Annotated in this window: 19 protein-coding genes; 11 read left to right on the top strand and 8 right to left on the bottom strand. The window is 53.2% G+C overall.

Annotated features, from left to right (window positions below):
- Positions 1-274: 274 nt before the first annotated feature.
- From IMCC3135_RS28590 to IMCC3135_RS28580, 3 genes are all read left to right on the top strand, one after another.
- Positions 275-925, top strand: a complete 651-nt coding sequence (locus tag IMCC3135_RS28590) for a peroxiredoxin (RefSeq protein ID WP_088920687.1) — start codon at positions 275-277, stop codon at positions 923-925.
- 75 nt (positions 926-1,000) lie between these two features.
- Positions 1,001-2,716, top strand: a complete 1,716-nt coding sequence (cysI, locus tag IMCC3135_RS28585) for an assimilatory sulfite reductase (NADPH) hemoprotein subunit (RefSeq protein ID WP_088920686.1) — start codon at positions 1,001-1,003, stop codon at positions 2,714-2,716.
- A gap of 61 nt (positions 2,717-2,777) precedes the next feature.
- Positions 2,778-4,592, top strand: a complete 1,815-nt coding sequence (locus IMCC3135_RS28580; RefSeq protein WP_088920685.1) for an assimilatory sulfite reductase (NADPH) flavoprotein subunit — start codon at positions 2,778-2,780, stop codon at positions 4,590-4,592.
- Positions 4,593-4,803: 211 nt separating this feature from the next.
- Here IMCC3135_RS28580 and IMCC3135_RS28575 read toward each other — a convergent pair whose 3' ends face one another.
- Entirely contained in the window at positions 4,804-5,418 is a 615-nt protein-coding gene (locus tag IMCC3135_RS28575; RefSeq protein ID WP_088922135.1) for a LysE family translocator, read from the bottom strand.
- 276 nt (positions 5,419-5,694) lie between these two features.
- On the opposite strand from IMCC3135_RS28575, the gene IMCC3135_RS28570 reads away from it, so the two are divergent.
- Positions 5,695-6,891: a hypothetical protein gene (locus IMCC3135_RS28570; protein ID WP_157736335.1), complete on the top strand. Its 1,197-nt coding sequence runs from the start codon at positions 5,695-5,697 to the stop codon at positions 6,889-6,891.
- Positions 6,892-6,902: 11 nt separating this feature from the next.
- Here IMCC3135_RS28570 and IMCC3135_RS28565 read toward each other — a convergent pair whose 3' ends face one another.
- A complete protein-coding gene (locus IMCC3135_RS28565) occupies positions 6,903-8,561 on the bottom strand; it encodes a flagellin hook IN motif-containing protein (protein WP_157736334.1) in 1,659 nt (552 codons plus the stop codon).
- Positions 8,562-8,706: 145 nt separating this feature from the next.
- Positions 8,707-9,627, bottom strand: a complete 921-nt coding sequence (locus IMCC3135_RS28560; protein ID WP_088920682.1) for a LysR family transcriptional regulator — start codon at positions 9,625-9,627, stop codon at positions 8,707-8,709.
- Positions 9,628-9,709: 82 nt separating this feature from the next.
- Between IMCC3135_RS28560 and IMCC3135_RS28555 the strand changes: the two genes are divergently transcribed.
- Positions 9,710-10,624 (top strand): EamA family transporter, encoded by a 915-nt coding sequence (locus tag IMCC3135_RS28555; protein ID WP_088920681.1) that lies wholly within the window; start codon positions 9,710-9,712, stop codon positions 10,622-10,624.
- A gap of 29 nt (positions 10,625-10,653) precedes the next feature.
- On the opposite strand, the gene IMCC3135_RS28550 is transcribed toward IMCC3135_RS28555, so the two are convergent.
- Positions 10,654-11,187 (bottom strand): NADPH-dependent FMN reductase, encoded by a 534-nt coding sequence (locus IMCC3135_RS28550; RefSeq protein ID WP_088920680.1) that lies wholly within the window; start codon positions 11,185-11,187, stop codon positions 10,654-10,656.
- 55 nt (positions 11,188-11,242) lie between these two features.
- Positions 11,243-13,045 carry a hybrid sensor histidine kinase/response regulator gene (locus IMCC3135_RS28545; RefSeq protein ID WP_088920679.1) on the bottom strand — a complete coding sequence of 601 codons (1,803 nt, stop codon included), beginning with the start codon at positions 13,043-13,045 and terminating at the stop codon, positions 11,243-11,245.
- Positions 13,046-13,208: 163 nt separating this feature from the next.
- Here IMCC3135_RS28545 and IMCC3135_RS28540 point away from each other — a divergent pair, with 163 nt between their 5' ends.
- The 3 genes from IMCC3135_RS28540 (at position 13,209) to IMCC3135_RS28530 (ending at position 15,921) form a co-directional block, all read left to right on the top strand.
- Positions 13,209-14,069 carry a transglutaminase family protein gene (locus IMCC3135_RS28540; protein WP_088920678.1) on the top strand — a complete coding sequence of 287 codons (861 nt, stop codon included), beginning with the start codon at positions 13,209-13,211 and terminating at the stop codon, positions 14,067-14,069.
- Positions 14,070-14,284: 215 nt separating this feature from the next.
- Positions 14,285-15,418, top strand: a complete 1,134-nt coding sequence (locus IMCC3135_RS28535) for a hypothetical protein (protein ID WP_157736333.1) — start codon at positions 14,285-14,287, stop codon at positions 15,416-15,418.
- Positions 15,415-15,921 carry a hypothetical protein gene (locus tag IMCC3135_RS28530; protein ID WP_157736332.1) on the top strand — a complete coding sequence of 169 codons (507 nt, stop codon included), beginning with the start codon at positions 15,415-15,417 and terminating at the stop codon, positions 15,919-15,921. The genes IMCC3135_RS28535 and IMCC3135_RS28530 overlap by 4 nt, the downstream gene beginning before the upstream one ends.
- A 2-nt stretch (positions 15,922-15,923) precedes the next feature.
- On the opposite strand, the gene IMCC3135_RS28525 is transcribed toward IMCC3135_RS28530, so the two are convergent.
- Together IMCC3135_RS28525 and IMCC3135_RS28520 are read right to left on the bottom strand one after the other, a co-directional pair.
- Positions 15,924-16,613, bottom strand: coding sequence for a DUF2270 domain-containing protein (locus IMCC3135_RS28525; protein WP_205737767.1), 690 nt, complete (start codon positions 16,611-16,613; stop codon positions 15,924-15,926).
- A 255-nt stretch (positions 16,614-16,868) separates the two neighbouring features.
- A complete protein-coding gene (locus IMCC3135_RS28520; protein ID WP_088920675.1) occupies positions 16,869-17,519 on the bottom strand; it encodes a cytochrome b/b6 domain-containing protein in 651 nt (216 codons plus the stop codon).
- A gap of 431 nt (positions 17,520-17,950) precedes the next feature.
- On the opposite strand from IMCC3135_RS28520, the gene IMCC3135_RS28515 reads away from it, so the two are divergent.
- Positions 17,951-21,130, top strand: a complete 3,180-nt coding sequence (locus IMCC3135_RS28515) for a transporter substrate-binding domain-containing protein (protein ID WP_088920674.1) — start codon at positions 17,951-17,953, stop codon at positions 21,128-21,130.
- Between the two features lie 6 nt (positions 21,131-21,136).
- On the opposite strand, the gene IMCC3135_RS28510 is transcribed toward IMCC3135_RS28515, so the two are convergent.
- Positions 21,137-22,066: a LysR family transcriptional regulator gene (locus IMCC3135_RS28510; RefSeq protein ID WP_169727540.1), complete on the bottom strand. Its 930-nt coding sequence runs from the start codon at positions 22,064-22,066 to the stop codon at positions 21,137-21,139.
- 140 nt (positions 22,067-22,206) lie between these two features.
- Here IMCC3135_RS28510 and IMCC3135_RS28505 point away from each other — a divergent pair, with 140 nt between their 5' ends.
- Both IMCC3135_RS28505 and IMCC3135_RS28500 read left to right on the top strand, forming a co-directional pair.
- Entirely contained in the window at positions 22,207-23,163 is a 957-nt protein-coding gene (locus IMCC3135_RS28505; RefSeq protein WP_088920672.1) for a DMT family transporter, read from the top strand.
- 114 nt (positions 23,164-23,277) lie between these two features.
- Positions 23,278-24,906 (top strand): hypothetical protein, encoded by a 1,629-nt coding sequence (locus IMCC3135_RS28500; RefSeq protein ID WP_157736331.1) that lies wholly within the window; start codon positions 23,278-23,280, stop codon positions 24,904-24,906.
- Positions 24,907-24,912 lie beyond the last annotated feature (6 nt).

The following is a 24,912-nucleotide window of genomic DNA, read 5'->3' as shown; positions in this document are numbered from 1 at the left end:
CAATCACTTAGACAGTCTCTGTTCTCCGGATAGCAAGGCAGCAAAGCCCTCTGTCAAAAACGGCATAACCTGATAACAAATAGATCTAAATGCTCGCCTTGCTTGCCCTTTAAAATGGCCGCAGATTGGGCGCTAAGGGTACTTGTGAGCGTCTATGGTTTCGGTAGAACGCTCATAGTGGGCGCTCTTACAGATACCAGCAAGAAACGTCGTTTTGCCTGTTCGTCTGGCAAAATACGTTTCCCAACTACAGAATAATCAACAGGAAGTATTCATGTCTCTTCGTATCAACGACACGGTTCCGAACTTTACAGCCGAGACCGACCAGGGAACGATCACTTTCCACGACTGGATCGGTGACAGCTGGGCGATCCTTTTCAGCCATCCCAAGGACTTCACACCGGTTTGCACCACCGAATTCAGCGCCGTAGCGCAGCTGTCTGCCGAGTGGGAGAAGCGTAATACCAAGGTCATCGGTGTATCCGTTGATGGTGTTGAAGATCACAAGAAGTGGAAGAACGACATCGAATCTTACGGTGGCGCCAAGGCGAGCTTTCCGATCATCGCAGACGTGGGTCTGGAAGTTTCCAAGCAGTTCGACATGCTGCCTGCCGAAGCTTATCTGCCTGATGGACGTACGCCGGCTGACAGTGCGACTGTTCGTTCGGTCTTCATCATTGGTCCCGACAAGCAGCTGAAACTGTCCATGACTTACCCAATGACAGTAGGTCGCAACTTTGCCGAGATTCTGCGCGCACTGGATGGCCTGCAAATGTCAACCAAGGGTGTTGCTACACCAGCCAACTGGGAAGTCGGTCAGGACGTGATCATTCCACCATCGGTGAGTAATGAAGACGCAACAGCGAAATTCGGTGAGTTCGAAACCGTTTTCCCTTACCTGCGCAAGACCAAAGCACCGGTCTGATCGACAGACGCCGGGCGGCAGTCGCAAGACTGCCACCCGGCTTGAACCAACCTTACAAGACGTAGCACCCAAGCCATGCTGGACAAAGTCGAAAACTCACCGGAACTGGAATCACTTCCACTGACGGACAACGAGCGCCTGAAACGGGAAAGTAATTTCCTGCGTGGCACTATTGCCGAAGATCTGAAAGATCCCATCACGGGAGGCTTTACGGCAGACAACTTCCAGCTGATCCGTTTTCATGGCATGTATCAGCAGGATGATCGTGACATCCGATCAGAACGAAGCCAGCAGAAGCTCGAGCCGCTGCACAACGTCATGCTGCGTGCCAGGCTGCCCGGAGGCATCATTAAGCCCGAGCAGTGGTTGGCCATTGACCGCTTTGCCGCTGATAAGACGCTGTATGGTTCCATCCGTTTGACGAACCGCCAGACGTTCCAGTATCACGGCGTTCTGAAACCGAATATCAAGGAAATGCACCAGGTGCTGAATGGTGCGGGTATCGACTCGATCGCCACAGCCGGTGATGTCAATCGCAACGTGCTGTGCAGCACCAACCCGGTGGAGTCCGAGCTGCATCAGGAAGCCTACGAATGGGCAAAGAAGATCAGCGAGCACCTGTTGCCAAAGACGAAAGCCTATATGGAAATCTGGCTCGATGGCAAGAAGGAGAAGACGACTGAGGAGCCAATTCTCGGGTCAACCTACCTGCCGCGCAAGTTCAAGACAACTGTCACTGTTCCGCCGAACAATGAAGTGGATATTCATGCCAACGACTTGAACTTCATTGCCATCGCTGAAAAGGGCAAGCTGGTCGGTTTTAACGTATTGGTGGGCGGTGGTCTGGCCATGACGCATGGCGAAACAGGCACCTACCCTCGAAAGGCTGATGACTTCGGCTTCATCGCGCTGGAGCACACACTGGCCGTGGCCGAGCATGTCGTGTCGGTACAGCGTGACTGGGGCAATCGTTCAGATCGAAAGAATGCCAAGACCAAATACACGCTGGATCGTGTTGGCATCGATGTGTTCAAGGCTGAGGTAGAGCTTCGTGCCGGTGTGACGTTCCAGGATAGCCGCCCTTACGAGTTCACGTCACGCGGCGACCGTTTTGGTTGGGTCGATGGCATTGATGGCAATCAGCATCTGACGCTGTTCATCATGAATGGCCGTATCCTGGATTACCCGGGTCGACCTCTGAAAACAGGCTTGCGCAAGATTGCCGAGATTCATCCGGGAGATTTTCGCATTACGGCCAACCAGAACCTGGTCATCGCCGGCGTGCCACCTAAGCAGAAAGATGAGATCGAGCGCATCGCTCGTGAGCATGGCCTGTTAGACGATAACACCTCGCCTCTGAAGCTCAACTCGATGGCCTGTGTCTCGTTGCCGACCTGCCCACTGGCCATGGCCGAAGCCGAGCGCTACCTGCCGACATTGATCGAAAAGGTAGAAGGCTTGCTTGAGAAGCATGGTATTGCTCAGGATCATCTGATTCTGCGTGTTGTCGGATGTCCGAATGGTTGTGGCCGCGCGATGCTGGCCGAAGTCGGGCTCGTAGGTAAGGGGCCTGGCAAGTACAACCTCTATCTGGGCGGCAACCGGGTGGGTACTCGTATTCCCAAGCTCTACCGCGAGAACATTGGTGAAGAGGTCATCCTGGGCGAGCTGGATTCTCTGATCGCTCGCTGGGCAACAGAGCGCAATGAAGGCGAAGGATTCGGTGACTTTGTCATCCGCCAGGGTGTGGTCAAGGAAGTCAAGGTTTCGGTAACCGACTTCCACGCCTGATACACCTGGATAGCAAGAACAAACTTCAGCATTCAACGAACAGAACCTAACTGGTAAGACCATGATCCTGTCCGACATTCCCCAAGGGCTTAGCCCACTGACACCCACGCAAATCCATCAGGTAAAGGATCTGTTGGGTAGCATGACACCCATACAGCAAGCCTGGATCAGTGGTTATATGGCAGCGGCTGCCAATGCAGCTACGCCGATCGCCCTGCAGGAGACGGTGAGTGTCGATGCATCGCCGCTGACCATTCTTTATGGCTCCCAGACTGGTAATGCCAAAGGCATCGCTGAAGAGATGGCTAGCAAGGCCAAGGCTCGTGGGCTGGATGTCAAGTTGGCCAACATGGCGGATTACAAGCCGAACCAGTTGAAGAATGAAAAATTCCTGACTATTGTCATATCCACCTATGGTGAAGGCGAGCCACCGGAGCAAGCCGAGAAGTTGTACAACTTCCTGAGTTCGAAGAAGGCACCGAAACTTGATGGCGTGCAGGTAGCGGTCATTGGTTTGGGCGACAGCAGCTACGAGTTCTTCTGCAAGACGGCATCCGATTTTGAAGAGCGCCTGAGTGCGCTGGGCGCCACTGTCATTACAGAGCGTGCACTGCTGGATGTTGACTATGATGAGGCAGCTGCTGCGTGGGTTGACGGTGCGGTCGATCTGTTCGAACCGGAACTGAAGGCTCTTAATGGCGCGGCCAGTCCGGCAGTGAACGGTCTTGCTGGTTTTTCCGGAGCACCGCAGGTAGCGGAATCCATTTACAACAAGAAAAACCCGTTTACCGCTGAAGTCGGTGAAGTGCAGAAGATCACCGGTCGTGATTCACTCAAGGATGTTCGACACGTTGAAATATCCCTGGAAGGTTCAGGCTTGCAATACCAGTCGGGCGATTCCCTCGGTGTTTATTTCCTCAATGACAGTCTGGTTGTGGATGAAGTGCTGGCGCTGTTGAAGATTGATGCAGACGAGGCTGTGCGTATCGGGGATGACAGCAAGAGCGTTCGTGATGCACTGATCGAAGACTTCGAGCTGACGCAATCCTATCCGGGATTCGTTGAGAAGTATGCAGCCGCCACTGGCAACACAGAGCTGGCGGAAATCGCTAGCGACAAGGCTGGATTGCGCGACTATTTGAGCGATCGACAGATCTATGATGTGATTCGTCAGAACCCGGGTGAGCTGACAGCTCAGGCGCTCATCGAGAGCCTGCGCAAGCAGCAGCCGCGCCTGTACTCGATTGCCTCCAGCCAGAAGGAAGTGGAAGAGGAAGTTCACTTGACGATCGCCGTGGTCGAATACGACACGCACGAGAACAATCACCTGGGTGGATGCTCCGGCTTTCTCGGGCGTCGTGTCGAGGACGGTGACAAGGTTCGCGTCTACGTTGAACACAACGATAGCTTCCGACTGCCAGAGAACCCTGAGGCTCCGGTTATCATGATCGGTCCGGGCACCGGTATCGCACCGTTTCGCTCATTCCTGCAAGATCGTGAGGCCGATGGCGTCGAGGGCAACAGCTGGCTGTTCTTTGGCAATCCGCATTTCACACAGGATTTCCTGTATCAGGTCGAATTGCAGTCCTATCTGAAGTCAGGTGTTCTGAGCAAGCTGAGTGTTGCCTTCAGTCGTGACCAGGCACAGAAGATCTATGTGCAGGATCGTATCGTCGAGAACGGTGCCGAACTGTTCGAGTGGCTGGAAAAGGGCGCTCATCTGTATATCTGCGGTGATGGCAACCATATGGCCAAGGATGTACATCAAGCACTGCTTTCCGTCGTTGAAACACACGGTGGACGCTCGGCAGAAGAGGCCGAAGCGTATGTGGAAGCACTACGTGACGATAAGCGTTATCAGAAGGATGTTTATTGATCTTGCTGACGCCGGCCTCAGGGCCGGCAGTTGAAGCGAGTTCACGGCCTCTTAGGGATCGTGAAATAATTAAGTATCAATTTTCAGGTGTTCCAGCGCCTGCCCGGCAAGGCGTGAGAAGGGCGAATAGCTTGCTATTCAACCGCCGAACAACGCCGCAGGGCAGGATGCAGGGACGACTGAAAATGATAGTTAATTGTTTCACGATCCCTTAGGCCATCATCGCCACACGAATAGCCAGCAGAATCAGTACAACGCCCGACAAGCGATCGATCAGCACGGCCTTTGAACGAATGCGATCAACCACCAGCGAGTGGGACAGAACCAGAGTGATGAAGGTGTACCACAGGCCGTCGATCACGAAGGGCGTTGCCACGATGATCACCTGATTGCTCAGCTCGTTGCCCAGGGCCACGAACTGACTGAACAGGGCGATGAAGAACAGGGCGATTTTGGGGCTGAATATGGAGATCAGAAAACCTTCGCGAGCTGACTGTAAAATCGTTGTGTCTTCTCCGGCTTCCAGTTTTGCGGCAATCCCGCCTTTCGAGCGCAAGGCGTTGAATCCCAGATAGGCCAGGTAGGCTGCACCTGCCAGGCTGATGTACTTGAACAGTAGCGGGCTTTGCTGCAGCAGAACCGCAAGTCCTATCAGGGTGATAAAAGCATAGATACCGATGCCGAAGGCATGCGCCCATGCGGTTGCCAAACCATTCTTGCGGCCGCCTGCAAGGGCGTGTCTGGCAACAATGGCCAAGCTGGGGCCAGGTGACATTGCGCCCAGAAGGCAGATGGTGAACAGTGACAACCAGACGGTTAATGTCATGGAAAATTGACTCTTTCGTTTGCGGGCTTCGACCTTGGTAGATTTATCCAGCCGAAAACAGAGCATAGTATGCTGAACGATGCGCTTGTGTCGACTTGTGTAGCCTTGATTTAGAGTCCCGTATCATTGGTGTTCGCACTGTAAACAGGCTGCTACCAGCGACTTTTTCAACAACATTGAGAAAATGTCATAAGGCCCTTGCGTCCCTGAAGGAATAGCGTATATTCGCGCGACTCACCCCACTGAGGCGGTGATTGACGAGCTACTCTGATACCGATGAAACCCCGAATTCTTGTTATTGCAATTGCCCTTGTAATGGCAGCTTGCAGCAGTTCCGACAACAGTTCTGATCCTGTGGTCAATGTGCCTGCAGGCAGTGACAATAACCCGAACCCCGATTCGAACGGCACAGGCGACATCCCCGGTACTGATGGTGGAAGCGTGGATAACGAACCTGTCGCACTCGAACTCGTCGGTCAGAATCTGCTTGTTTCTCTGGCAGGTTTTCAGGCTGATCGGCTATCCCTGTACGTGCGCGAGTTGGCGGTAGAAATCGCTACAGCCGCAGAGGCAATGCCACAACCAGATTCCACCTTCGAGACGCTGGATGGTTTTGGACCTGAAGTCGTTGTCACGCCAACGCAAGTCACAGCTTATAGCTGTAATGCGGGTGGACAAATGATCCATGCATCGGGTCAGTTACGCGACGGTCTGGGTAGTGAGCGCAGCCTGGCTGCCGATCATGACTCCTACACATTCGATGCGTGCCGGCACTCGGAAGCAAGTGGTGTATTCGCTGCCGGTGACTATCAACTGGACGGCACTCTTGTTATGGATGCCTCTGATTACAGCGCCAGCCGAGGCGGCCGTTCAGGTCACTTGAACAGCTGGGGCGGCTTTGCGATGAGTGTTCCCGGAGATCTGGCTTACGAGCTATCAGGTAGCGTCGAAGTCAGTGCCTACTCGGCTGCCAATTTCGGTAGCGGGGATACACGTACCGTTGAACTGGCGACTTATAGCAAGTCAGAGAATGCGCAAACGGCTGAGTCGTTGGAAGATGTGCATCTGTCGCTGGTCAGGACAATTCCCAATGGTAGTGACGATTCGAGCTACCAACTTGATGCGGATGGTGCGGTTGTGACTCTGGCAACACAAGGCGAGACGGTAACGATCAATACCGATCCAATACTCTCGGGTAGTCGAGTGGATGCGCAGGGCAACGCCGAAGCGTTCAACGGTCAGATCAGAATGGTTGCCAGTGATGGCGGCGAGCTGATTCTCAGTGCGAATCCAACATCGCAGATAAGCATCGAAGCTGGTGACTTGCTGGTGGACTTTGTTGCTCTGCGGCCCGATGGTGAGTCTGTCACGGGTGATGCGATTCCGCTGATTGACATTATTGCAGGCAGCTTTAAAAGAGGGTGTTTTTTGAGCGGCATCTTGAGCGACTGCGGAGTTGTCGAGTTGCCCTGAATGATTGACTCTTAAGCGTAGAGACTGACTATTTGCCCGTGACCACCAGCACGGGCTTGTTTTATGACAAAGGCTTCGATAGTCGTGCTTATCTGCTCTAGCAAACCAGCATCTGCATCATTTTTGCCTACCAGTATGTGTTCGAGTTTGTCATTGCGTTGCAGCGCTTTGGTGAATTTCTTACGAGTAGCCTCGGAATAGTCAATCAAGCCTTGATCAAAATCACGCCATTTAATCCCGAATGACTGGAGCGCAGCTGCACCGTAGCGTTTCGTATAGTCTTCCTGAATAGCATAGAGCTCCTCTTCGAAATCATTGGTTCGCTCGACTGCAGATTGTCTGAGCAGAACGGCTGCATCGGCAAATTCGGCTTGAAAATTTTTCAATTCATTGGCGGCTCGGTAAGAGCGTTTTCTGCTGGCGGAGGAAATCGTCTCTGTCTGCTTGAACAGATAGTCACCATCTGCAATTTTCAAGGATGGGAAAAGCTGAGTACTGCCACTGGAAAGCGACAGGGTATAGGGTTCAATGAGCACCGCTATTGAAACCCGTTGCGATGCGTTGGTGAGCTCTGCCGAGACATTGCCGGGAGCGTTGTTAAGTTCACTCAGCACACTGTTCAAGGTGTCACTGTTAACGTCCAGAGCTATGTTCGAGCCGTTAACGGCCAGTGTTCCAGAGCTGACTTGATTAAAGACTGATACCGATGAGAATGGCATATCTGGCTCATGATCCAATCCTCTTACCTGGGTGGCATTGGCTAACTTGGTGGCTTCGAGAAAGCCAGAAGTATCGTTTGAAAGAATTATCTCATTCGCGGAACCTGACGTATTGTGAGTCAAGTGAATGATTTCGCTTTCAGCGTCGAAGGTTGCGGTAACGCCCGCCGAGGATGCGTTGATTTTCGACAATATGGAGTTGACACTGTCAGTGTCTGTGACAGTAATGACTGCACCATTGACTTGGAACGAGCCTGAGGATACAAACTGTTCATTCTCGAAATGCGGTCCGTTGCTATCAACTCCATTGAATGGATTGTCAGGGTTGATGGACTCGGTGGTCGATAAGCTTATCGTTGTTGAGGCGACGTCGTCATCGGCAAGATACCCGGCAGAAAGGGAGATACCCAGTCCGTTGGACAGTGTATAAATGGTGGATGCCGGGTCCAGGGCGCTGGTGGTAATCGTCTCTGTTCCACCTCCATTGGGCAGCGATACATCGATTGATATAGCACTCACACTCCTGAAACCACCTTGGCTGACAGTAAATTCAGCCGTCCCCGAACCGTTGGTGCCATCGTAGGTCCCATGGAGAGTTAAATCAGAAGAAGTAAAACTTTGCCAGGCGGGCTGCTCTGGAGAGTAGCTGGTGAAATAGTTGTTGATGTCTTCTGTAGAGCTTAGCGTTGTTGCGGTAGTGGCACCGGTATACAAGCCAAGGTCCTGATTGGAAATGAGTTCAGAGACCCCTGGCTCTTTACTCTTGGAGAACGAGATATTGTTTTCAAGTTCTTCAATCGTCTTTATCAGGCGCGTGAGTCCAAGCAAGGCCTCTCGGCTGGTCAGATACGAGCCGCTAGAACTTTGCTGAACGGCCGAATTATTCTGTGGATACGTGTACGCGGGGTACGCGGCCATTCGACTGGTCGCGACATTTATACTCATAGGCATGCGGTAACACCACGTTTGCTCCGTTTTGTCCTACGTGCAAACTTGTTATTGTTGTACTGATGTTATCGAACGCGCGCCAGGCCAACTTCTTACATGGAGCTGCAAGAGTGCACATTTCCAGCATGTGCGAGACTGATTCCGGTCCTCAATGAGTAGTGTCACACGCTATATGTGCTCCCACGTCGTGCAGCACATCCAGCACTCGGCGAACCACTGCACGTTCGGCCCGATCCTGTCTTGACATGGCAACTACCCAGCGCTGTGCTGCAATGTCCACTAGCGGACGCAGTACCAAGCCATCTCGCTGACGGGTTGTGAACCGGGGCAGCAGCGCAATGCCGAGGCCTGCAACAACCAGACTTTCCACCACTCGGTTATCGCGTACCCGCTGCACGATGGTGGCAGAGCTATCCGTCACCTGCTCGATGGTTTGCAGCACGGTGTGGAAGGGGAAGCCTATGGGAACACTGATCCACGACTCGCCGATCAGGTCCTGGGGACAAATGGTGGCGGAATTTGCCAGTCGGTGTGTGTCTGGCATGGCAATGTCAACGGGTTCCCGGCAGATCACGGCACAGCTAAGGTTCTCTGCGCCGGTCGGTATCGAGCTCACCATGCTATGGCCAATGACAATATCGTTGTCACGGGCCAGCTCGGCGAAAGAACGTTCATCAACGTCCTCATCCTGAAGCACAACATCTATAGACTCATTGCTCAGCTCGACAATGGTTGGCGCTAACAGGTACTCGGCGGCACTGGGCAATGCCGCGATCTGTACAACACCCATGGGGGAGTGCATCAGGGCTTCTACCCGTGTGCGTGCCCGTTCAAGCGCGATATCAACCTCAATGGCAGCTTCTGCCATCAGTTGTCCAGCTTCGGTCAGCTGAATGCCTCGGCCTTTGCGCTCAACCAGGGCGGTGCCCACATCAAGTGACGCTGCGCGCAGCTGTTGCGAAATAGCTGATGGGGTGCGGTGGGTGGCAGCAGCTACCGCTGTGATGCTGCCGCGTGCGGATAATTCCCGTAGCAAGACAAGATGGCGTGGATCGAGAGTGATAGCCATGACGTGAATGTTAAGAAAAATTTAATCATAGATGAAAAACAATTCAGTTGTTCTAATGATTTGACAGGTGCATTCTCACGCCATGCCAAATACACATCGCCTACTTGCTCTTCTCGTTGCTGCCATCTGGGGCGTGAATTTTCTTGCTATTCACGCCTCCCTGGAGCAGTACCCTCCATTCTTTCTGGCCGCTTTGCGCTGGACACTCATTGCGATACCGACACTGCTGTTCATTCCACGCCCGCAAGTACCTGTCCGTTATCTACTGGGTTACGGCATTGGTTTTGGTGTGCTGCAGTTCTTCTTTCTGTACTGGGGGATGGCAGCTGGCATGCCTCCGGGACTGGCATCGCTGGTGCTGCAATGTTCGGCGCCGTTCACGGTCATACTGGCTGCGCTGTTCACCGGGGAGTTGCTTGGCAGGACGCGGGTTGTTGGTCTTGCACTTGCGGTTGCCGGACTCACAGTTGTCGGCAGTCAGCGTGCCGGAGTCGATGAGCTCTGGCCCTTCACGCTAGTCATCCTTGGTGGACTTGGCTGGGCCTTTGGCAATCTGGCGTCCCGAGCGGCAAAGCCTGCCAATCCTCTGCAATTCACACTATGGATGAGTGTTGTACCGCCACTACCCATGCTGGTTTTGGCGGCCATGTGGGAAGGCACGGATCGTATTGGTCAAAGCCTGTTGACAACATTTGATGCGCCTTGGGCAATTGCGGGCCTGGTCTATACCTGTGTGATAGCAACCGTGGCGGGCAGTGGTATCTGGACCTGGCTGTTATCTCGTTACCCTGCCAGTGCGGTTGCCCCGTTTTCGATGATGGTGCCAGTCTTCGGGCTGGGTTCGGCAGCCGTGGTGCTGGGTGAGAGAATCAACGCCATTGAGTTTGCCGGTTGTCTGATGATCCTGCTGGGCGTGGTAGTCGCCTCTTTTTCTATCAAGGCTGTCAAGTTTGCACCGGTCGCGGTTGTTCCTGCGGCCGAGGGGCAGGCTCGCTGAAAATAGCCTGGTTCCACGCGTCGAGCGGTTCAACTGCCAGCTTGAGAAAATGCTTCCAACCGCCACAGAAACTCAATCATTCTGGCGATGTTCTCTTGCTGCGCTAACTCGGATTCAGCTTGCTCGAGTGACATCGAATTCAAAGGGATTCGCAGGAAAATATCTGTTGCGAACCGCTCTGATACGGTCGCCAATACCATTCTCAGTGAGGCCAGCATATCGTCACCACGGTGAGAGGCGTGAACGAGTGCGATGGGTTTGGAAATGATCTCGTCTCTGGAGACGAGCCAGTCAATCGAGTTTTTGAGGCCTCCCGGGATTGCCCGCACATATTCGGGGCATGAAATAATGACAGCGTCTGCCTGCGCAACCTCGTGGCAGAAGCTCTGGACGGCTTCTGGTGTGAGTTCATCTTCAAGGTCAGGGTTGAATATGGGTAGGCTTCCCAAGTCTTCGTATAGAGAAAAACTCCAGTTCTCTGGTGTGTGATTACCCAGGATTCTGAGCAGAAGGCTATTGGAGGATACTTCTCTCAGGCTTCCGGAGATGGCTAGTATTTTCATCAGTTATTACAGGATCAAGTAGTCAGGGTTCACCGGCGTAGCGATCACAGTGGCGCTACCGAATGCGCAAACCTGATTGTTCGTCGGCAAGATTGTTGGAATCTATCAGCAAGTCATGAATCCGGGGGAGCAGGGTATTGGCTGATACCGGTTTGTTGATGACCGGAATTTCACTGTTCTGGAGTTGGCGTAATACTTCCACGGCTGTGTCGCCGGTAATCAGAATCGCCGGGGTATTAACCAAGGCAGGATGTTGTCGGAGGCGATTGATTAGCTCAATGCCATTGGTTTGCTGGGCCAGACGAAAATCGCTGACGATGATGTCTGGATGCAGGCCAACATCGAATACCAGCTCCTCTGCACGCTCGTAGCTTTCTGATTGTGTCACTCGCATACCGTGTTGAGTCAGCACACTGGATAGGGCATTTAATCCCGTCAAGTCATCGTCTATCAAAAGAACAGTTTTGTGCGTCAGTATGTCGGTATCGAAGTGAATAACCTCGTCTGCACGGTCGATGGTTGTTAATGCTGAAGGAAGGCAGAAAGACAATAGTGTCCCCTTGTCCACCTGAGACTTCAGGGTCAGGGTGGTGTGCAGCAAGTTCGCTATACGTGTGCAGATAGCCAATCCCAAACCCAGTCCGTTTTCGCTGTTGCGCTGAGGATTGGCGACTTGATAAAACTCCCGGAATATTTCCTTGTGCTCGCTTTCCGGTATTCCGATTCCGGTATCCCAGACCTGTACCAGAACTTTTTCGCCTCGATGGCGAAATGCGACAAGCACCCCGCCTGCATGGGTATGACGAATTGCATTACTGACCAGATTGCCGATCAGCCTGCGCAGAAGAACAAAATCGGTGCTCACGCCGCCACGACAGGCAATGACTTTCAATGTGATATTCCTGGCCTCGGCCAGAGACTGATACTCGGACTGTACTGAAGCAGCAATTGAGGCGACAGAGAATTCACTCAGCTGGACTTTCATGGCTCCCGCATCCAGTTGAGAAAGGTCCAGTAACGAAGATAACAAGCTGCTCAAATTATCAATGGCCTGACTCAGATGTATGTAGAGCGACTTGCCTCTGTCAGAGTCAAGTTCTGACTTGATCGAATACGACAGCAGAGACAGTGCATGGACGGGTTGCCTGAGATCGTGATTAGCCGCTGCCAGAAATTGTGTTTTTGCCCTGTTGCTTCGTTCCGCTTCCAGCTTCTGTTCGCGTAGCTGTTCAACAAGGTCCAGATTGTCGAATCTTAGATTGATACCCGAATAGGCCTGTACTCTGACCTTGCGAGCAACGCCAATGACCATGCCCAGATACAAAAACAATATGCCTCCCAATATTGCATCGTCGACATCACCTCTGAAAAACAGATTCAGGGAAAGCAGGCTGATCGCAGGTATGGCATAAGCGAGGTAGCCAATCATCCAGTAGGAAGAAATGATGATGGCGCCTGCGGCCGTACCGACAATCAACACATACAGGATTGTTTGCTGACTTTCAGCGTCAGGGACAAAGAACAGCCAACCTGAAGTGCCCCAGAGCAGCCCGGAGACAAGGCAGGTGGCAGTGAAATACAGTCCCCAGCGATAGGGCGAATAGTTATCGGGGTCTTTGCGTTTGTAAGCCAGTGCCAGAAAGATTCGTGCCAAATATATGCTGATGGAGGCGATACACCAGACAACAATGAGGCTATGCGACACCAGTGGCCAGTAAAGTACGGCAATGATTAGCGGAAACAATACTTGTAGCCGGCTGACGTCAATCAGGTTTGCATAGACGAAATCAATCGCCTCTACGGCCACTCTGGGCTCAATATGCCTTTGGGTGATCACTGTTTTCAGGGTGTTGTGCATCAGGCGTTGCCAATTAAGAGAAGAGCGAGGTTCGCACCCGTCTGGAACGAGACTGAGGCAATTACGCAGAGAATGTGTGAACCCTGTCGTGCCGTTGTTGCTACACTGAATCTATCATAACGATTGCAATGCTGGATTTCTGCTTTGGCTACTACTAGATAACGTGCGACGCATAAAAATCAATCATCTCACTGAGTACCGCTTTGCGGAAACCGTGACATTGCAGCCCCATAGCCTTCACTTGAGGCCACGGGACGGTTTTGATATCCGGGTTGTCTCGTCGAGACTCGATATAACGCCCACTGCCGAGGTTCGCTGGAAACGCGATGTCTACGGTAACTCTGTTGCAACAGCTGATATTTCGCAACGCTCCTCCGAGCTGATTATCGACAGCGAAATCATCATCGAGCATTACAGCGAGGCGCTACCGAAATTTGCACTGGAAGACTATGCACAACGCTTCCCATTCCGATACGACCCGAAGGACGCTATCGATCTGCACCCCTACAAGAGTCTGATCTATCCACAGGACGAAGTTGTGATTCGTGAATGGATCAGCGATGTGTATCAGCATGACAACAAGATGGAAACGATATTTTTGCTGACGTGCATCAACCAGAAAATCGCCAATCAGCTGCGCTACGAAATGCGTGAGGAACCCGGTGTGCAGTCACCTGCTGAAACTCTGCGACTGGGCAGCGGTTCATGCCGTGACTTTGCCACACTGTTCATTGAGATCTGCCGACATCTGGGCTTGGCCATGCGTTTTATCAGTGGTTATGTTCTTGGCGACGCTGTGCCTCAACAAATCGGCTCCACCCATGCCTGGTCAGAAGTCTTTCTTCCCGGTTCTGGCTGGCGCGGTTTTGACCCTACCAGCGGATTGCTGGCAGGCTCTGATCATATTGCGGTTGCCGTGCATCGCCATCCCGAGTCCATTCCCCCCGTGGCGGGCTCCTTTGTCGGCACCGGTAACGCAAACCCACAGATGTTCGTCGACGTCAGAGTGTCGCTACTTTCCTGAAAGCCATTAATTCGCCGGAATTGGACTACTAGGGTTTGCCCTAATAGACAGCCTGTTGCCTGCTTTGCTACGCTGCGAAATGTCGGCTGCCGAACAAAGAATGCATGATGAATACAGGTGTCAGTTCAAATTTCAACAATGGCTCATCTCTTAAGAGCAGTTCAGCGGGTACAGCTGGGGATGACGGCGCCTCTAATACCAGTACCGAGAATTTGTTGAACTCGAACACCGCTCTGGACAATCTTAGAAACGGGTCTACGACTGCGCAAACTCTACTAGGTGAAGACAATCACCCGACAACTTTAAATGAGCTGACGAACAGAGAATATTCGGCAAGTAACGATGAGCTTGCTGACTTGCAGAGTGATGCAGGCTCGTTGAACGCCACAACTATGGAGCTGGGTGCATCGGGTGGCTTCGTGGCGCAGACATTACAAAGCGTATTGAAAGCTATACGTGGTGAGCAAGGTGAGTCAACGCCTGTTATTCCTGCAAATGCACAGGCTGTTTCTGTTAACGGAAACGACTATCAGATTGGTGCAATGCCACCACCAGATATCAATCACGACAATGGATTTCTACAAAATCCTGCTGATGCATCAGATCCGGTGCCCATTTCAACGAGGCCACCGACCGGTAGCGAGCGCGCTTACTATCTAAAAGAGGTTGCACTGGCAAAAGGCGGTAATATCGTCTCGGCCATTCCCGGCGCGGGCATCTTCACCAGCAAAGCTGATCTGGACGAAGCAATAGATGCGTACTCGCACTTTCTGACTGGTGGCGGCGAAACCTACGATGTTGACTATGGCAACTATCTGACAGACGATGTAAACGGAAGAACCACCAACGATAGTATCGTTCAGGATATACAAGCAGCCGGTGATCAACTTTTTGCAAACGAGGTTGCTGACGGAGCTATCAAGCTGGATGATATTGCAGTGGGTGAACGTATTGTTTTCACCGTCTCAGGTGATGCTATTGCGGTGGGAGGCGGCGCTCCGGATAACCCCAACTCTCAACGTTTTCCCTACCCTGAATCAGAGAACTGGCAAAAAGCGATTGGTGCTCACCAGGTTTACACCCGCAGTGAAGTCACCGTGACTCGGCTGGAAAATGGCACTCTGTTGGCAAGCGCCGCCATCGAGGTCAATTTCGAAGATCGATATAATTTTAATCCAGGGCAACAAGACATCGCCACTGGGGCTCCTGACTCAGAGCGCGGTGTTCTGGAACAAACCGGTCTTGCTCAACAGTTTGATCAGGTCGGACAGGCGCAATTAGAGACACAATGGATCATTGGTAGCCCAGACGAAGCATACGTTGCGCCTTCTAACGGATCGTCACGTTGAAACTGTTTAGTCGAGTTATTCTTGTATTGACAGCGCTTATGCTGCATTCATGCAAGAACGAAGAAAAGCATGAAAATACGTCTCGTACCGCGACTGAAGCCTCTGCAGCAGAAACAACAGTGATAGCTAAAACCGACATCACCAAACTTCAGTCCATTACTTCCATTCCTGGTGACGTGAAAGCCGTCTGGTGGGCGGGTGAGGCAATGGGAACTCCTGGCAATGATCGAGTACCGGGGCCTACCGATATCTTTTTAAGAGCCGTGATCGACTACGGAAGTGCTGAGGTCGTCGCCCAGATGCTGAAAACAGTGGATGGCAAATCGGAACAGGTTAGCGGTGCAAGCTGGTATCCGGAATTGCTCGGTAATCTTGCAGCAGGCGAGGGTGATCTCATTCCGGTAAAAGAATACAAGAATGTTCCAGGATTTCATCCGAATGCATTAATCAGGGTTCCAGAAGGTCTGTCTTCTTACGTTATCCTGGCGCAGGTATTGGGTTAGTTTCAACCCATTCCAGTACTGGCATCCGTACCGGGCTGTCGATGATTCGCACGTTGTGAGTCGTCTCGCCAGCTCCAGAACGCAACGATGCCCCAAAGCAGGCAGTAGGCGGCCCCGAAGCCCAGCACATAGTGTCCACTTATTGGACCGATGGTGGCGCGCTCATTTAATTGGGACAGACTCGTCAGCGGAGTAGGGTGGACGACAATCTTGCCTATATAGGCTGTGCTCTGGATTAGCAGGATCCAGATATAGTTGCGTCGCATTCGCCGGCCAATCGCCACTGGCATGGGCACGTGATATTTTGGCGCCAGATAATCATCGGCAAGTGTTCGTTGCCAGCCATCTTCCAAATGAAGGTCCCCGTCATGCAGCATAGGGGCATAAAAGTGTACTTCCATCCACCGGCAACGTGCACGCCAGACATTGAAGTAACGGTATCTTCGAGCTTCCAGCATCAAGAAGAAACTGATTAGAACCCCTACCAGAATCAAGGGTAATGGCGAGGCTTCCGGAGACGAGAACGCAATCGAAAGTGCAACTCCCAAAGTCACGACAGACCAGTTGGTTGTTGTATCGAGACGGGTTCGCCAGATAGTGGACCTGTAAACCTCTCCTCGGTAAAGATGCGCTATCGCACTCATTTCGGCCGCATCAAGTTTCCTGGCCTCCACATTTTTTCCATCAGGCATCAAGTTGTCCTCCGGCCTCAGGGTCGCATACCGAAGATCAAACGCGCAAGTGGTAATGGTAGAGGTCGTGGTCGATAACCACAATTTGCGGCTGCATGCGCACCGACAAACAGGGTAGTAGCCAGAGCCATTGCCATAGTCAGGGGGCAAGGTCCCGATCACTGCTGTGTCGTTCATCAGTGCAGCTTTGGCACCGAAATATCCCCGAGCACGGCCTGTTGAAGGCAGCAAGAATTCGCGTCGCGGGTGCGGGTTTCATTTTGAGTCGGTATCGCCTTTGAACGACCACATGCAGCCTAGATCCAGCTGACCCACATAGCGGTAGAGCACCGCGACACCGGCATGAGCGATGAGGTATGTCCAGGCCATTGAGGCAAGCAGTTTATGCATGTCCAGATCCAGACCCGCCCAGGCTGCATCCGGTGTTCCCAGTAACAGGGCCAGATAAAACAGCCCCCCGGTAATGGCCATGGCGAGAATCAGCAGCAGGCCCAGACCATGGATGGCGCAGGCCAGTGGCGCATCGCTCTGGTAGGAGGGCAATCGTTTGCCACGAAGAGTCTGAAAGTGTTGACGGGCATCCTGCCAGAGCAATTGCCGGGTAAGCGGCGAAAACCAGGGCAGGATTTTCGCCACAGGTGTTCCGCTTCGTCTGATCAGAATCGTTATCCAGAAAGCGATGGACAGTGCCAGGGCCGCGAGTCCGGAATACTCATGAATCTCGAAGAACAAATCAGGTGTATGGTTCCTGAGGGGGGCCACCATCAGCAAACTCGATCCTAGCTGTGTGACGATTGAAATTGCCAGAATCGCATGTAGCAGGCGAGTCGCTCGGTTATGTGTTTCGATGTTTGTTTCCAGACTTGTAGTGCTGGAGCTTGTTAAAGAAGGGTTGTTGGCAGACATGACAGGTCACTCAGGTAAGTAAATACCGCTGATGAGCGGACAATGTCAGAATACTCATGCTTCCTGACAAGACACTGAAGGCGGGGGATTATTTCCCGATACTTTCTGGCAGCTGTGATATATCCCGGAGAGAGGCATGTTCAGACGTTCAACCACGAGTTGCTCAGGATGGAGTGCCGAATCTGTGAGTAACCCTGAGGAAGGTTGGCGTAAGATATATTTGTGTGATGGAAAAACAATCAATAAGTCTTGCTTCAATATTGTTACCTATTTTTTCTCGGAAAAAACGGCGTTTGTGCAAGGATATGGAGTCTAACCGTATCGACGGCAACTTCACGCGGTATGATCGTCATAAATGATGAAATGACTTGCATGTTTTTTTTGGTAAGAGGTGCTCACGGTTGTCACGTTGATGAAAATAAGGTGTGGGCATGGAGCTGCAACTGATTATTCGCCAGGTACAAATCTCTGTTATCGGCATTATTTTTCTACAGCTCGCCGTACCGAGCGTGTGGGCGCAATCGTCTGTTGCACAGGAAGTAGGGCCACTGGTATCGGGTTGGTATGAGTCACCGCCCTTGTTCGAGTATGGAGCGAACGGTGAGCTTTCCGGATTTGGTGCAGACCTGTCCAGACTGCTGGCCAGAGAACTGGATAGGCCTCTGGAATTCAATCCCAGCGCCTCGCTTTCCGAGAGCGTTCAGAAATTCAGGAACGGTGACGTTGATTTCATTGCCGGAGTGCCGAGTCGACCGTTCGCCGGTGGAACAACCGGTATTGCGTCCAGAGCGGTAGGAGAATCGCGCAAGCGCCTGATTGTTCGCGCCGACCAGCAAGAGCGTATCAGCCTCGATTCGGTACCACCGCCGACGGTGGGCTATGTCTCTACCGGTGAGCAGCTGGCACGAAAAGCCCTGCCTCCTCAACTGATCCTGAAGGCGTACGAAGCGCCTGATGAAGGTCTCATTGCACTGCTGGCGAAAGAAATCGACTTATGGTTCGCTCCAGAGGAGGGATCATTGGGCTGGGCCTACCGAGCCGGGATTGATCATATGTTCGTGCCGTTTGGCGCGCCATACGCAGATGATGTCCGGGTTGTCGGTATTCACGAGTCGCGTCCCGAGCTGCTAGGGCCAATCAATGAGGCCATTGAGCGGTTGGAGAAAAGTGGTGAGCTTGGTGCATTGCGGCAACGTTATCATCTGCAACTCTATGCACCGGCGCCGGAGGTGCTGATTGTCGGCATTGCCGACTACCCACCTTATCAATACGTGGGTGAAGATGGTAGCCTCAGTGGCTTCTCCGTCGATGTGATCCAGGATCTGGCTGAGCGCACCGGCTTGAAAATCCAGATGCGAGAAATCTCTATTCAGCAACTTCGAAAGGGGCTGGACTGGAGCCGTTACGACGTGCTTCCACTGCTGGGTAATCTGGAAAATCGCCGTGAAATGGCAGATTTCACCCTGCCAATCAACGATGTATCACATTCAATTTTTACGACAAATCAGAATGTGGGCAAGTTTGGGAGTTTGGAAGATTTGGTCGGTCACAAGGTTGGTGTTATCAGGAAGAGCGTGGGACGTATCTTTGCCGAAGCGCAGCAAGGTCTGGAACTTGTCCTCGTCGACTCGCAACAGGAGCTGCTCGGGCTTTTGCTTGATGGCCAGGTTGATGCCATTGTGACGGGAAAAAAAAGCTTCGAGTATCGGCTTGCGGCAGTGAAGCTGTCCGATGATATAAAAGCGGCGGATATTCCTGTGTACATTGCCAAGGGCGCCGTGGCGCTGCGTTTTGGCCTCGGTGAGGTTCGGGAACGCCTCAACGCTGCCATCCCCGGTTACCTGCTGTCGGATGAATTTGCCGAGCGGCGGCATGAGCTGGAAGGGGAGAAGGTCTTCTGGACACGACCCAGACTATGGTTTGCCCTGGGGGCCTGCGCGTTATCGGCTGTCGCACTTCTTGTCATGAGCGTGGTGCTGATCATGAATCTGCGCGCACGACGACAAGCGGAGGCGCTGACCGCCCAGACGCTGGATGTTTCCGAGCGCTTGAGTGCGGTCATGAGTGCTGCACGTAGCGGTATTGTCGGATTCAATGCCATTGGTCAGATTGCCTTTGCCAACCCCAGTGCCCGTCGCATGCTGGGAAAATCAGACATGGTGCTGCCCTGTTTCTGGCCCGAGTCCGTGCGTTTTTTCGATGAGTCGGGTGAGAGGGTGCTGATACTGGGTGGCGGGGAAGGTCAGCAATTCGTACCAGGTAAGGAATTGCAGGGCGAGCTTGTCCGCATGAGTAATGTGGGGGGAGGCGAGCAGTTGCATGTCAGGCTGTCCAGTTCGGTGATCGATGCGCACAGATCTACCCAGATCAGAGTTGTGCTGGTGCTCGATGATGTGACCGATGAGGAACTTCATCGTGAACAGGCCGAGCACTCCAGCAAGCTGGTGGCTATCGGTCAGCTGACCGGTGGCATCGCTCATGATTTCAACAATCTGCTTGCCGTTACCTTGGGGAATCTTGAGCTCATCAAGTACGCAACGGAGAAGAAGGAGATTGATCGGCTGGCAGATCAGGCTATCAAGGCAAGCCTTCGCGGGGCTGATCTGACCCGCAATATGCTGGCCTTTGCGCGCAAGTCGCGGCTCTCGCCGGAGGTGATTGACTTGAACAAGGTTGTAGTGGAGACGAAGAGCTGGATTGGTCGAATCTTGCGTGAGACCGTGTCAGTCGAATCCACCTTGCAAGCCAATCTGTGGAAAGTGTCCGCTGATCGCAACTCGACCGAAAGTGCCTTGCTGAATCTGATCGTGAATGCGCGCGATGCCATGAACGGGCGTGGCTGCCTGAGGCTTGAAACGGCAAACTGCCGCATAGACGAGACATTCTCTGACAGCGGTGATGAACAACTTGCTCCTGGTCGGTATGTCATGCTGTCCATCAGCGACACCGGCCATGGGGTACCGAGCGACAGTCTGGAACAGATATTCGTACCCTTCTATACCACCAAGGCGGTTGGGCAAGGAACCGGACTTGGACTGTCCATGGTCATGGGGTTCATGCAACAAAGTGGCGGTACTGTTCGGGTGGCATCTGAGCAGGGCAGGGGTACGACATTCACGCTGTATTTTCCGGCAACAGAGGAACTCGAACTGCCAGAACGGCGAAAGCGGCAGCCTGCCATCGCCGCCGGGGTTGATCACCGGATTCTGCTTGCCGAAGACGAGGAGGCGGTTCGCGAGGTGCTCGCAAGCCTGCTGGAATGGGCCGGTTACCGGGTGGAGGCTGTAGCCAGCGGTGATGAGGCTTTTGTGCGTTTCAAAGCCGATCCGACATTTGATCTGCTGCTGACTGATATTGTCATGCCCGGAGAGCTGCAAGGGACAGATCTTGCTGAAGCGCTGCGTGCGCTCCGGCCTACACTGCCCGTGGTCTTCATGTCGGGCTATGCCGATGAGGAGATCGAACATGGCAGTAGTCTACTTGCCGAAGGCATCCACTTGGTAAAGCCGGTTCAACGGGTAGACCTTCTGGCTGCCATGAACAAGGCCATTTCACAGCGCTCAAGAAGAGCCTCTGACAAGTTTTTCCCTCAGGAGAAAGTGCAGGAGTAAAACTTGTCAGGGCATGGACTTGCATAGCTCATTTGCGCGAGCAAGTTCTCTGTCACGCACCTTTTGCACCACCTCCAGAAAGCGTCTGACGAATCCTGTCGGGTGTACATCATGCCGATGAACGAGTGTGGTTACGTAGGGCGCATCCAGTTCGGGCAAGGCACGCATCACCAGGCCGGCACCGACAAGTTCCAGTGCCGAGATCGGGTTGATGACGGCTATGCCCAGACCGCACAGTGCAAGCGAACAGGCGGTCGTGGAAGAGTCTGTGACGGTCAATGTGCCCGGAACAATCTCTGCGGCTGCCAGAGCTTGTTCCAGCCGGTGACGGTAAGGGTCTTTATCGCCCAGTACCACCAGGCGCTCACCTGCCAGATCACGCAATCCGACATTCCGGCGGGTAGCCAATGGATGCTCACGCGGCATCGCCAGCACCTCGTTGCAGGTGGTGAATGTCGAGCAGCTCAGTGTCTCGTCAAGCAGGTGATAGGTGACAATACCGACGTCCACCTCACGGGCGCGAAGATCTTCGGCAAGCACGGCGGAGAAGCGTGTCGACACTTGCACAACAACATCCGGATACAGCTGCGAGAAGTCAAAGACGGCCTGCGCGATGAAGCGCTGCGAGAATGCCGGTACACAGGCAACCCGTAGTTCACCTCGCAGCCGTCGCCGGATTTCCTCTGCGCGACGCTCCACTTTGCCTGCGACCTCGAAGGTCTCGCGCACCGTCTCATAGAGTTCGTGCGCCTCGGGGGTAGGGACCAGACGTCCACTTCGACGCTCGAACAGCGCAAGGCCGGTGCGCTCTTCAAGCTGCTGCAATGAGCGGGTGACAGCAGGTTGTGAGCGAGCCAGCACACCGGCCGCAGCCGTCACGGTACCCAGTTTCATGACTGAGGCAAAGGCCTCAAGTGCACGTGTTTCTATTCGCATGATTGAGACTATACCGTTTTCGCATACCCAGTCGTGAAAACAGCATTGGTAGCACCGCGGCATTGTCGCCATGCTCCGCCTACACCAACAAGGTTGCCAGACGAGAGTGCTGTGGCCAGGTGTCGAGGCACGACAGAACGATGTACGGAACGATACGCGCTAACGTCAAGTCCGACGTAACGACAACAATTTCCATGCCCGAAACGGATGCCCTGCGTGGCGTTGGTTGGGCGATGCTGGGCACGGGCATTTTTGCATTCGCCTATATGGCCGGCAAGCTGTCTGGCGATGTGGCCTCGGTATTTCAGATAGCTCTGCTACGTTATCTGGGTGGCTCGTTCGTTCTGCTCTTGCTATGCCTGAAGCAGCGCAAGCTTCGCTCAACGCTTGCAACCCAACGCCCTGGTGCTCATCTGGTTCGATCAATGTGCAGTGGTGCGGGTGGTTTCGCGGCTATCTATGCCGCCACTCATCTGCCCGCGGCCAGTGCATCGGCTATCGGGTTGCTTGACGGGGTACTCATTGTGCTGCTGGGAGCCATGATTTTCCGTGAGCGATTGTCGCTGGTCCGAGCCGGCGCAATGGCACTGTGCCTGGGGGGCGCGGCCTTGGTGTCTTTCAGTGGGGGAGCCGGTGGCGGTGGGCTACAAGGAGCCAATGCGTTGCCGGCGGTGATTGCTCTGGCAGGTGCCGCACTAGTGGCCATCGAGACGCTATTGATAAAGTCCCTGGGACGTTCCGAGAAAACACTGACGATGTTGTTGTGGGTGAATCTGGTCGGTGTGCTGATGTTCATCGTGCCCGGTATCACGCAATGGCAGTCGATTTCACCTGTGCTGGTGGTAGCGTTCGTTGCACTGGGTCCATTGACCTTGCTGGCTCAGACAGCCAACATTCGCGCCTTCCAGCTTGCCGAGGCGGGCGTAGTGGGGCCGGTACGCTATCTGGGTATTGTGTTCACAGCCTTCTTTGCCTGGTTTGCGTTCGGCGAGGCACTGAGTCTGGCGGGGGCTATCGGTTGCGTGGTAGTGCTTGGCGGTGCGGCAATGCTGGCAGGCAAAGGCTCGAAGCGGCTGGCGCTTGGTCACCGCTGTTGATCAAGCTGTGCTGAGGCTGCGCAGCGCTGTGCACCGGTGCGCAGTTCGCGCAGTGCCTCGTATGCTGGTAAATTGACGAAAGGACTATTCGATTAATCAACAGGGATGAACATCATGGATAAATCTGCTCAGCAAGGAGTGCGTGTCCCGTACCAACGTTGTCTTGCAAGAAAACTGCTCATGGCTGCCACTGTGTTTGTGGCGCTGAGCTGGCAACCACAATTGCTGGTTGCAACTGCCGTTGCCGACACCGCGGCAATGAAAGATCTGACCGTCTCATTATGGGTTCGCGATACAGGGCTCAACGGTTTCAACATTGACGAATATCGAACACAAAGTGATTCCATGGCGCTCGTTTTGATAGCGTTTCCAAAGACTAATGAAAGTGCCAGGGATTGGTCTGTTGCTTTCATTAACAGCATGCTGAAGCCAGATCAGGAGGCAGGTCACAAGATTTCCATTCTCGATGAGACGGAGATGAAGGAAGGCTTGTTCGCGGGTAAGTTGAATACCTCCGCGCCCGGCCTGGATATGTCGACTCACGCGGTTCTGGTCAGTCGGCCAGACGATGATGATCTGAGGATACGGGTACGCACGATCATCCGTACTGGAGAGCCGGTACAAGTCAGCTTGTTGGCCTTGCTAGATGACAAGGCTAGTGATGCGGAGAAGATATTGGCAGACAAGATTGCCTACAGCGCACGCTTGCCAATCAATAGCAGCGCTGCTGTGCTTCCGTTGGAGAGCATGATCGAGGTGATGACCAAACCTCTGATGTATCCAGAGGCGGATGACCGTGATAGTGGAGAGGTGGCTGCCAAACCAGAAAAAGGCAGGCAGATCGCCCAGGCTCCTGCACCTGAGAAAGTCTCGAAGCCTTCGAAAACCAAAGCGCCGGTATCGCAGTCTGGCAAGGCACCTGAGCTTCGAGAAATGCCCGGACCTCGCGTAAAATTGAGACGAGGAAAAATGCTGAATTCAGTCCCCGATGGTTATCGAATGGAGATGTTCACGACCAACTACTGGACCAATAGCAGTATGACATCGACTCGCAAGCTTCACTTGAAGTTGATGAAAGATGGTCAATTCGAGAAAAGTCATTTCGCGGTCACAGGTGGTTCTGGCGGTGTGACTGCTGTGATAACTACCGGTGATAAACACGGATCGGTGGGTAGTGTTTCAGGCGATACCAACCCAGGTGGTCCGGGTACACGCTCCATGGCGTTAACCAAACGTGAAGGGCTTGATCCCAAAAAATACGGTGTTTACTATATTTCAGATAACAAGATTGAACTACGTCATGCCAGTGGTGAGATAACGACCCATGAATTCCGGACCGATGGCTACTATCTTTTTGATCTGGATGGGAAACGCTATTTTGCCTCTTCCCCTGAAGGCTGGGAGCGTAAGGATCGTGATAACGATACGCTCTACCGCAGTGTGGACGGCTCCTACCTTGCTCGGGTACGTCCCTTGACGAATCGTGTGAATGATGCAGAAAAGCTGATGAAAGACTGGATCAAGAAGATGAAAGAGCAGGGCACGATCATCAGCGCCACCCCTCTGAAGTTTGGCAAGGCTGGAGTTCATAAATACGCAAGAACGGTTACCAGCTACAAGGATGGCAGCAAGAAGGATGTTTATCTGCGTTACGGATCCAGCCCCAGGCAGATCGAATTCACACGCTATGCAGGTGCAACGGGTAATGATGTCGCGATAGATTTTGTCAGGTATGTCAATTAGCGATGG

This window comes from Granulosicoccus antarcticus IMCC3135 (assembly GCF_002215215.1).
Lineage (GTDB): Bacteria > Pseudomonadota > Gammaproteobacteria > Granulosicoccales > Granulosicoccaceae > Granulosicoccus > Granulosicoccus antarcticus.
Note: the sequence above shows the minus strand (reverse complement) of the source record. Positions and strands in the feature narration are given on the sequence as shown.

Excerpts from the sequence above, each read along its gene's own strand:
- IMCC3135_RS28580 (WP_088920685.1), top strand. The coding sequence starts at position 2,778 with ATGATCCTGTCCGACATTCCCCAAGGGCTTAGCCCACTGACACCCACG.
- IMCC3135_RS28555 (WP_088920681.1), top strand. The coding sequence starts at position 9,710 with ATGCCAAATACACATCGCCTACTTGCTCTTCTCGTTGCTGCCATCTGG.
- IMCC3135_RS28510 (WP_169727540.1), bottom strand. The coding sequence starts at position 22,066 with ATGCGAATAGAAACACGTGCACTTGAGGCCTTTGCCTCAGTCATGAAA.
- IMCC3135_RS28565 (WP_157736334.1), bottom strand. The coding sequence starts at position 8,561 with ATGCCTATGAGTATAAATGTCGCGACCAGTCGAATGGCCGCGTACCCC.
- IMCC3135_RS28520 (WP_088920675.1), bottom strand. The coding sequence starts at position 17,519 with ATGTCTGCCAACAACCCTTCTTTAACAAGCTCCAGCACTACAAGTCTG.
- IMCC3135_RS28545 (WP_088920679.1), bottom strand. The coding sequence starts at position 13,045 with ATGCACAACACCCTGAAAACAGTGATCACCCAAAGGCATATTGAGCCC.
- IMCC3135_RS28505 (WP_088920672.1), top strand. The coding sequence starts at position 22,207 with ATGTACGGAACGATACGCGCTAACGTCAAGTCCGACGTAACGACAACA.
- IMCC3135_RS28575 (WP_088922135.1), bottom strand. The coding sequence starts at position 5,418 with ATGACATTAACCGTCTGGTTGTCACTGTTCACCATCTGCCTTCTGGGC.
- IMCC3135_RS28570 (WP_157736335.1), top strand. The coding sequence starts at position 5,695 with ATGAAACCCCGAATTCTTGTTATTGCAATTGCCCTTGTAATGGCAGCT.
- cysI (WP_088920686.1), top strand. The coding sequence starts at position 1,001 with ATGCTGGACAAAGTCGAAAACTCACCGGAACTGGAATCACTTCCACTG.
- IMCC3135_RS28590 (WP_088920687.1), top strand. The coding sequence starts at position 275 with ATGTCTCTTCGTATCAACGACACGGTTCCGAACTTTACAGCCGAGACC.
- IMCC3135_RS28515 (WP_088920674.1), top strand. The coding sequence starts at position 17,951 with ATGGAGCTGCAACTGATTATTCGCCAGGTACAAATCTCTGTTATCGGC.
- IMCC3135_RS28525 (WP_205737767.1), bottom strand. The coding sequence starts at position 16,613 with ATGCCTGATGGAAAAAATGTGGAGGCCAGGAAACTTGATGCGGCCGAA.
- IMCC3135_RS28560 (WP_088920682.1), bottom strand. The coding sequence starts at position 9,627 with ATGGCTATCACTCTCGATCCACGCCATCTTGTCTTGCTACGGGAATTA.
- IMCC3135_RS28550 (WP_088920680.1), bottom strand. The coding sequence starts at position 11,187 with ATGAAAATACTAGCCATCTCCGGAAGCCTGAGAGAAGTATCCTCCAAT.
- IMCC3135_RS28500 (WP_157736331.1), top strand. The coding sequence starts at position 23,278 with ATGGATAAATCTGCTCAGCAAGGAGTGCGTGTCCCGTACCAACGTTGT.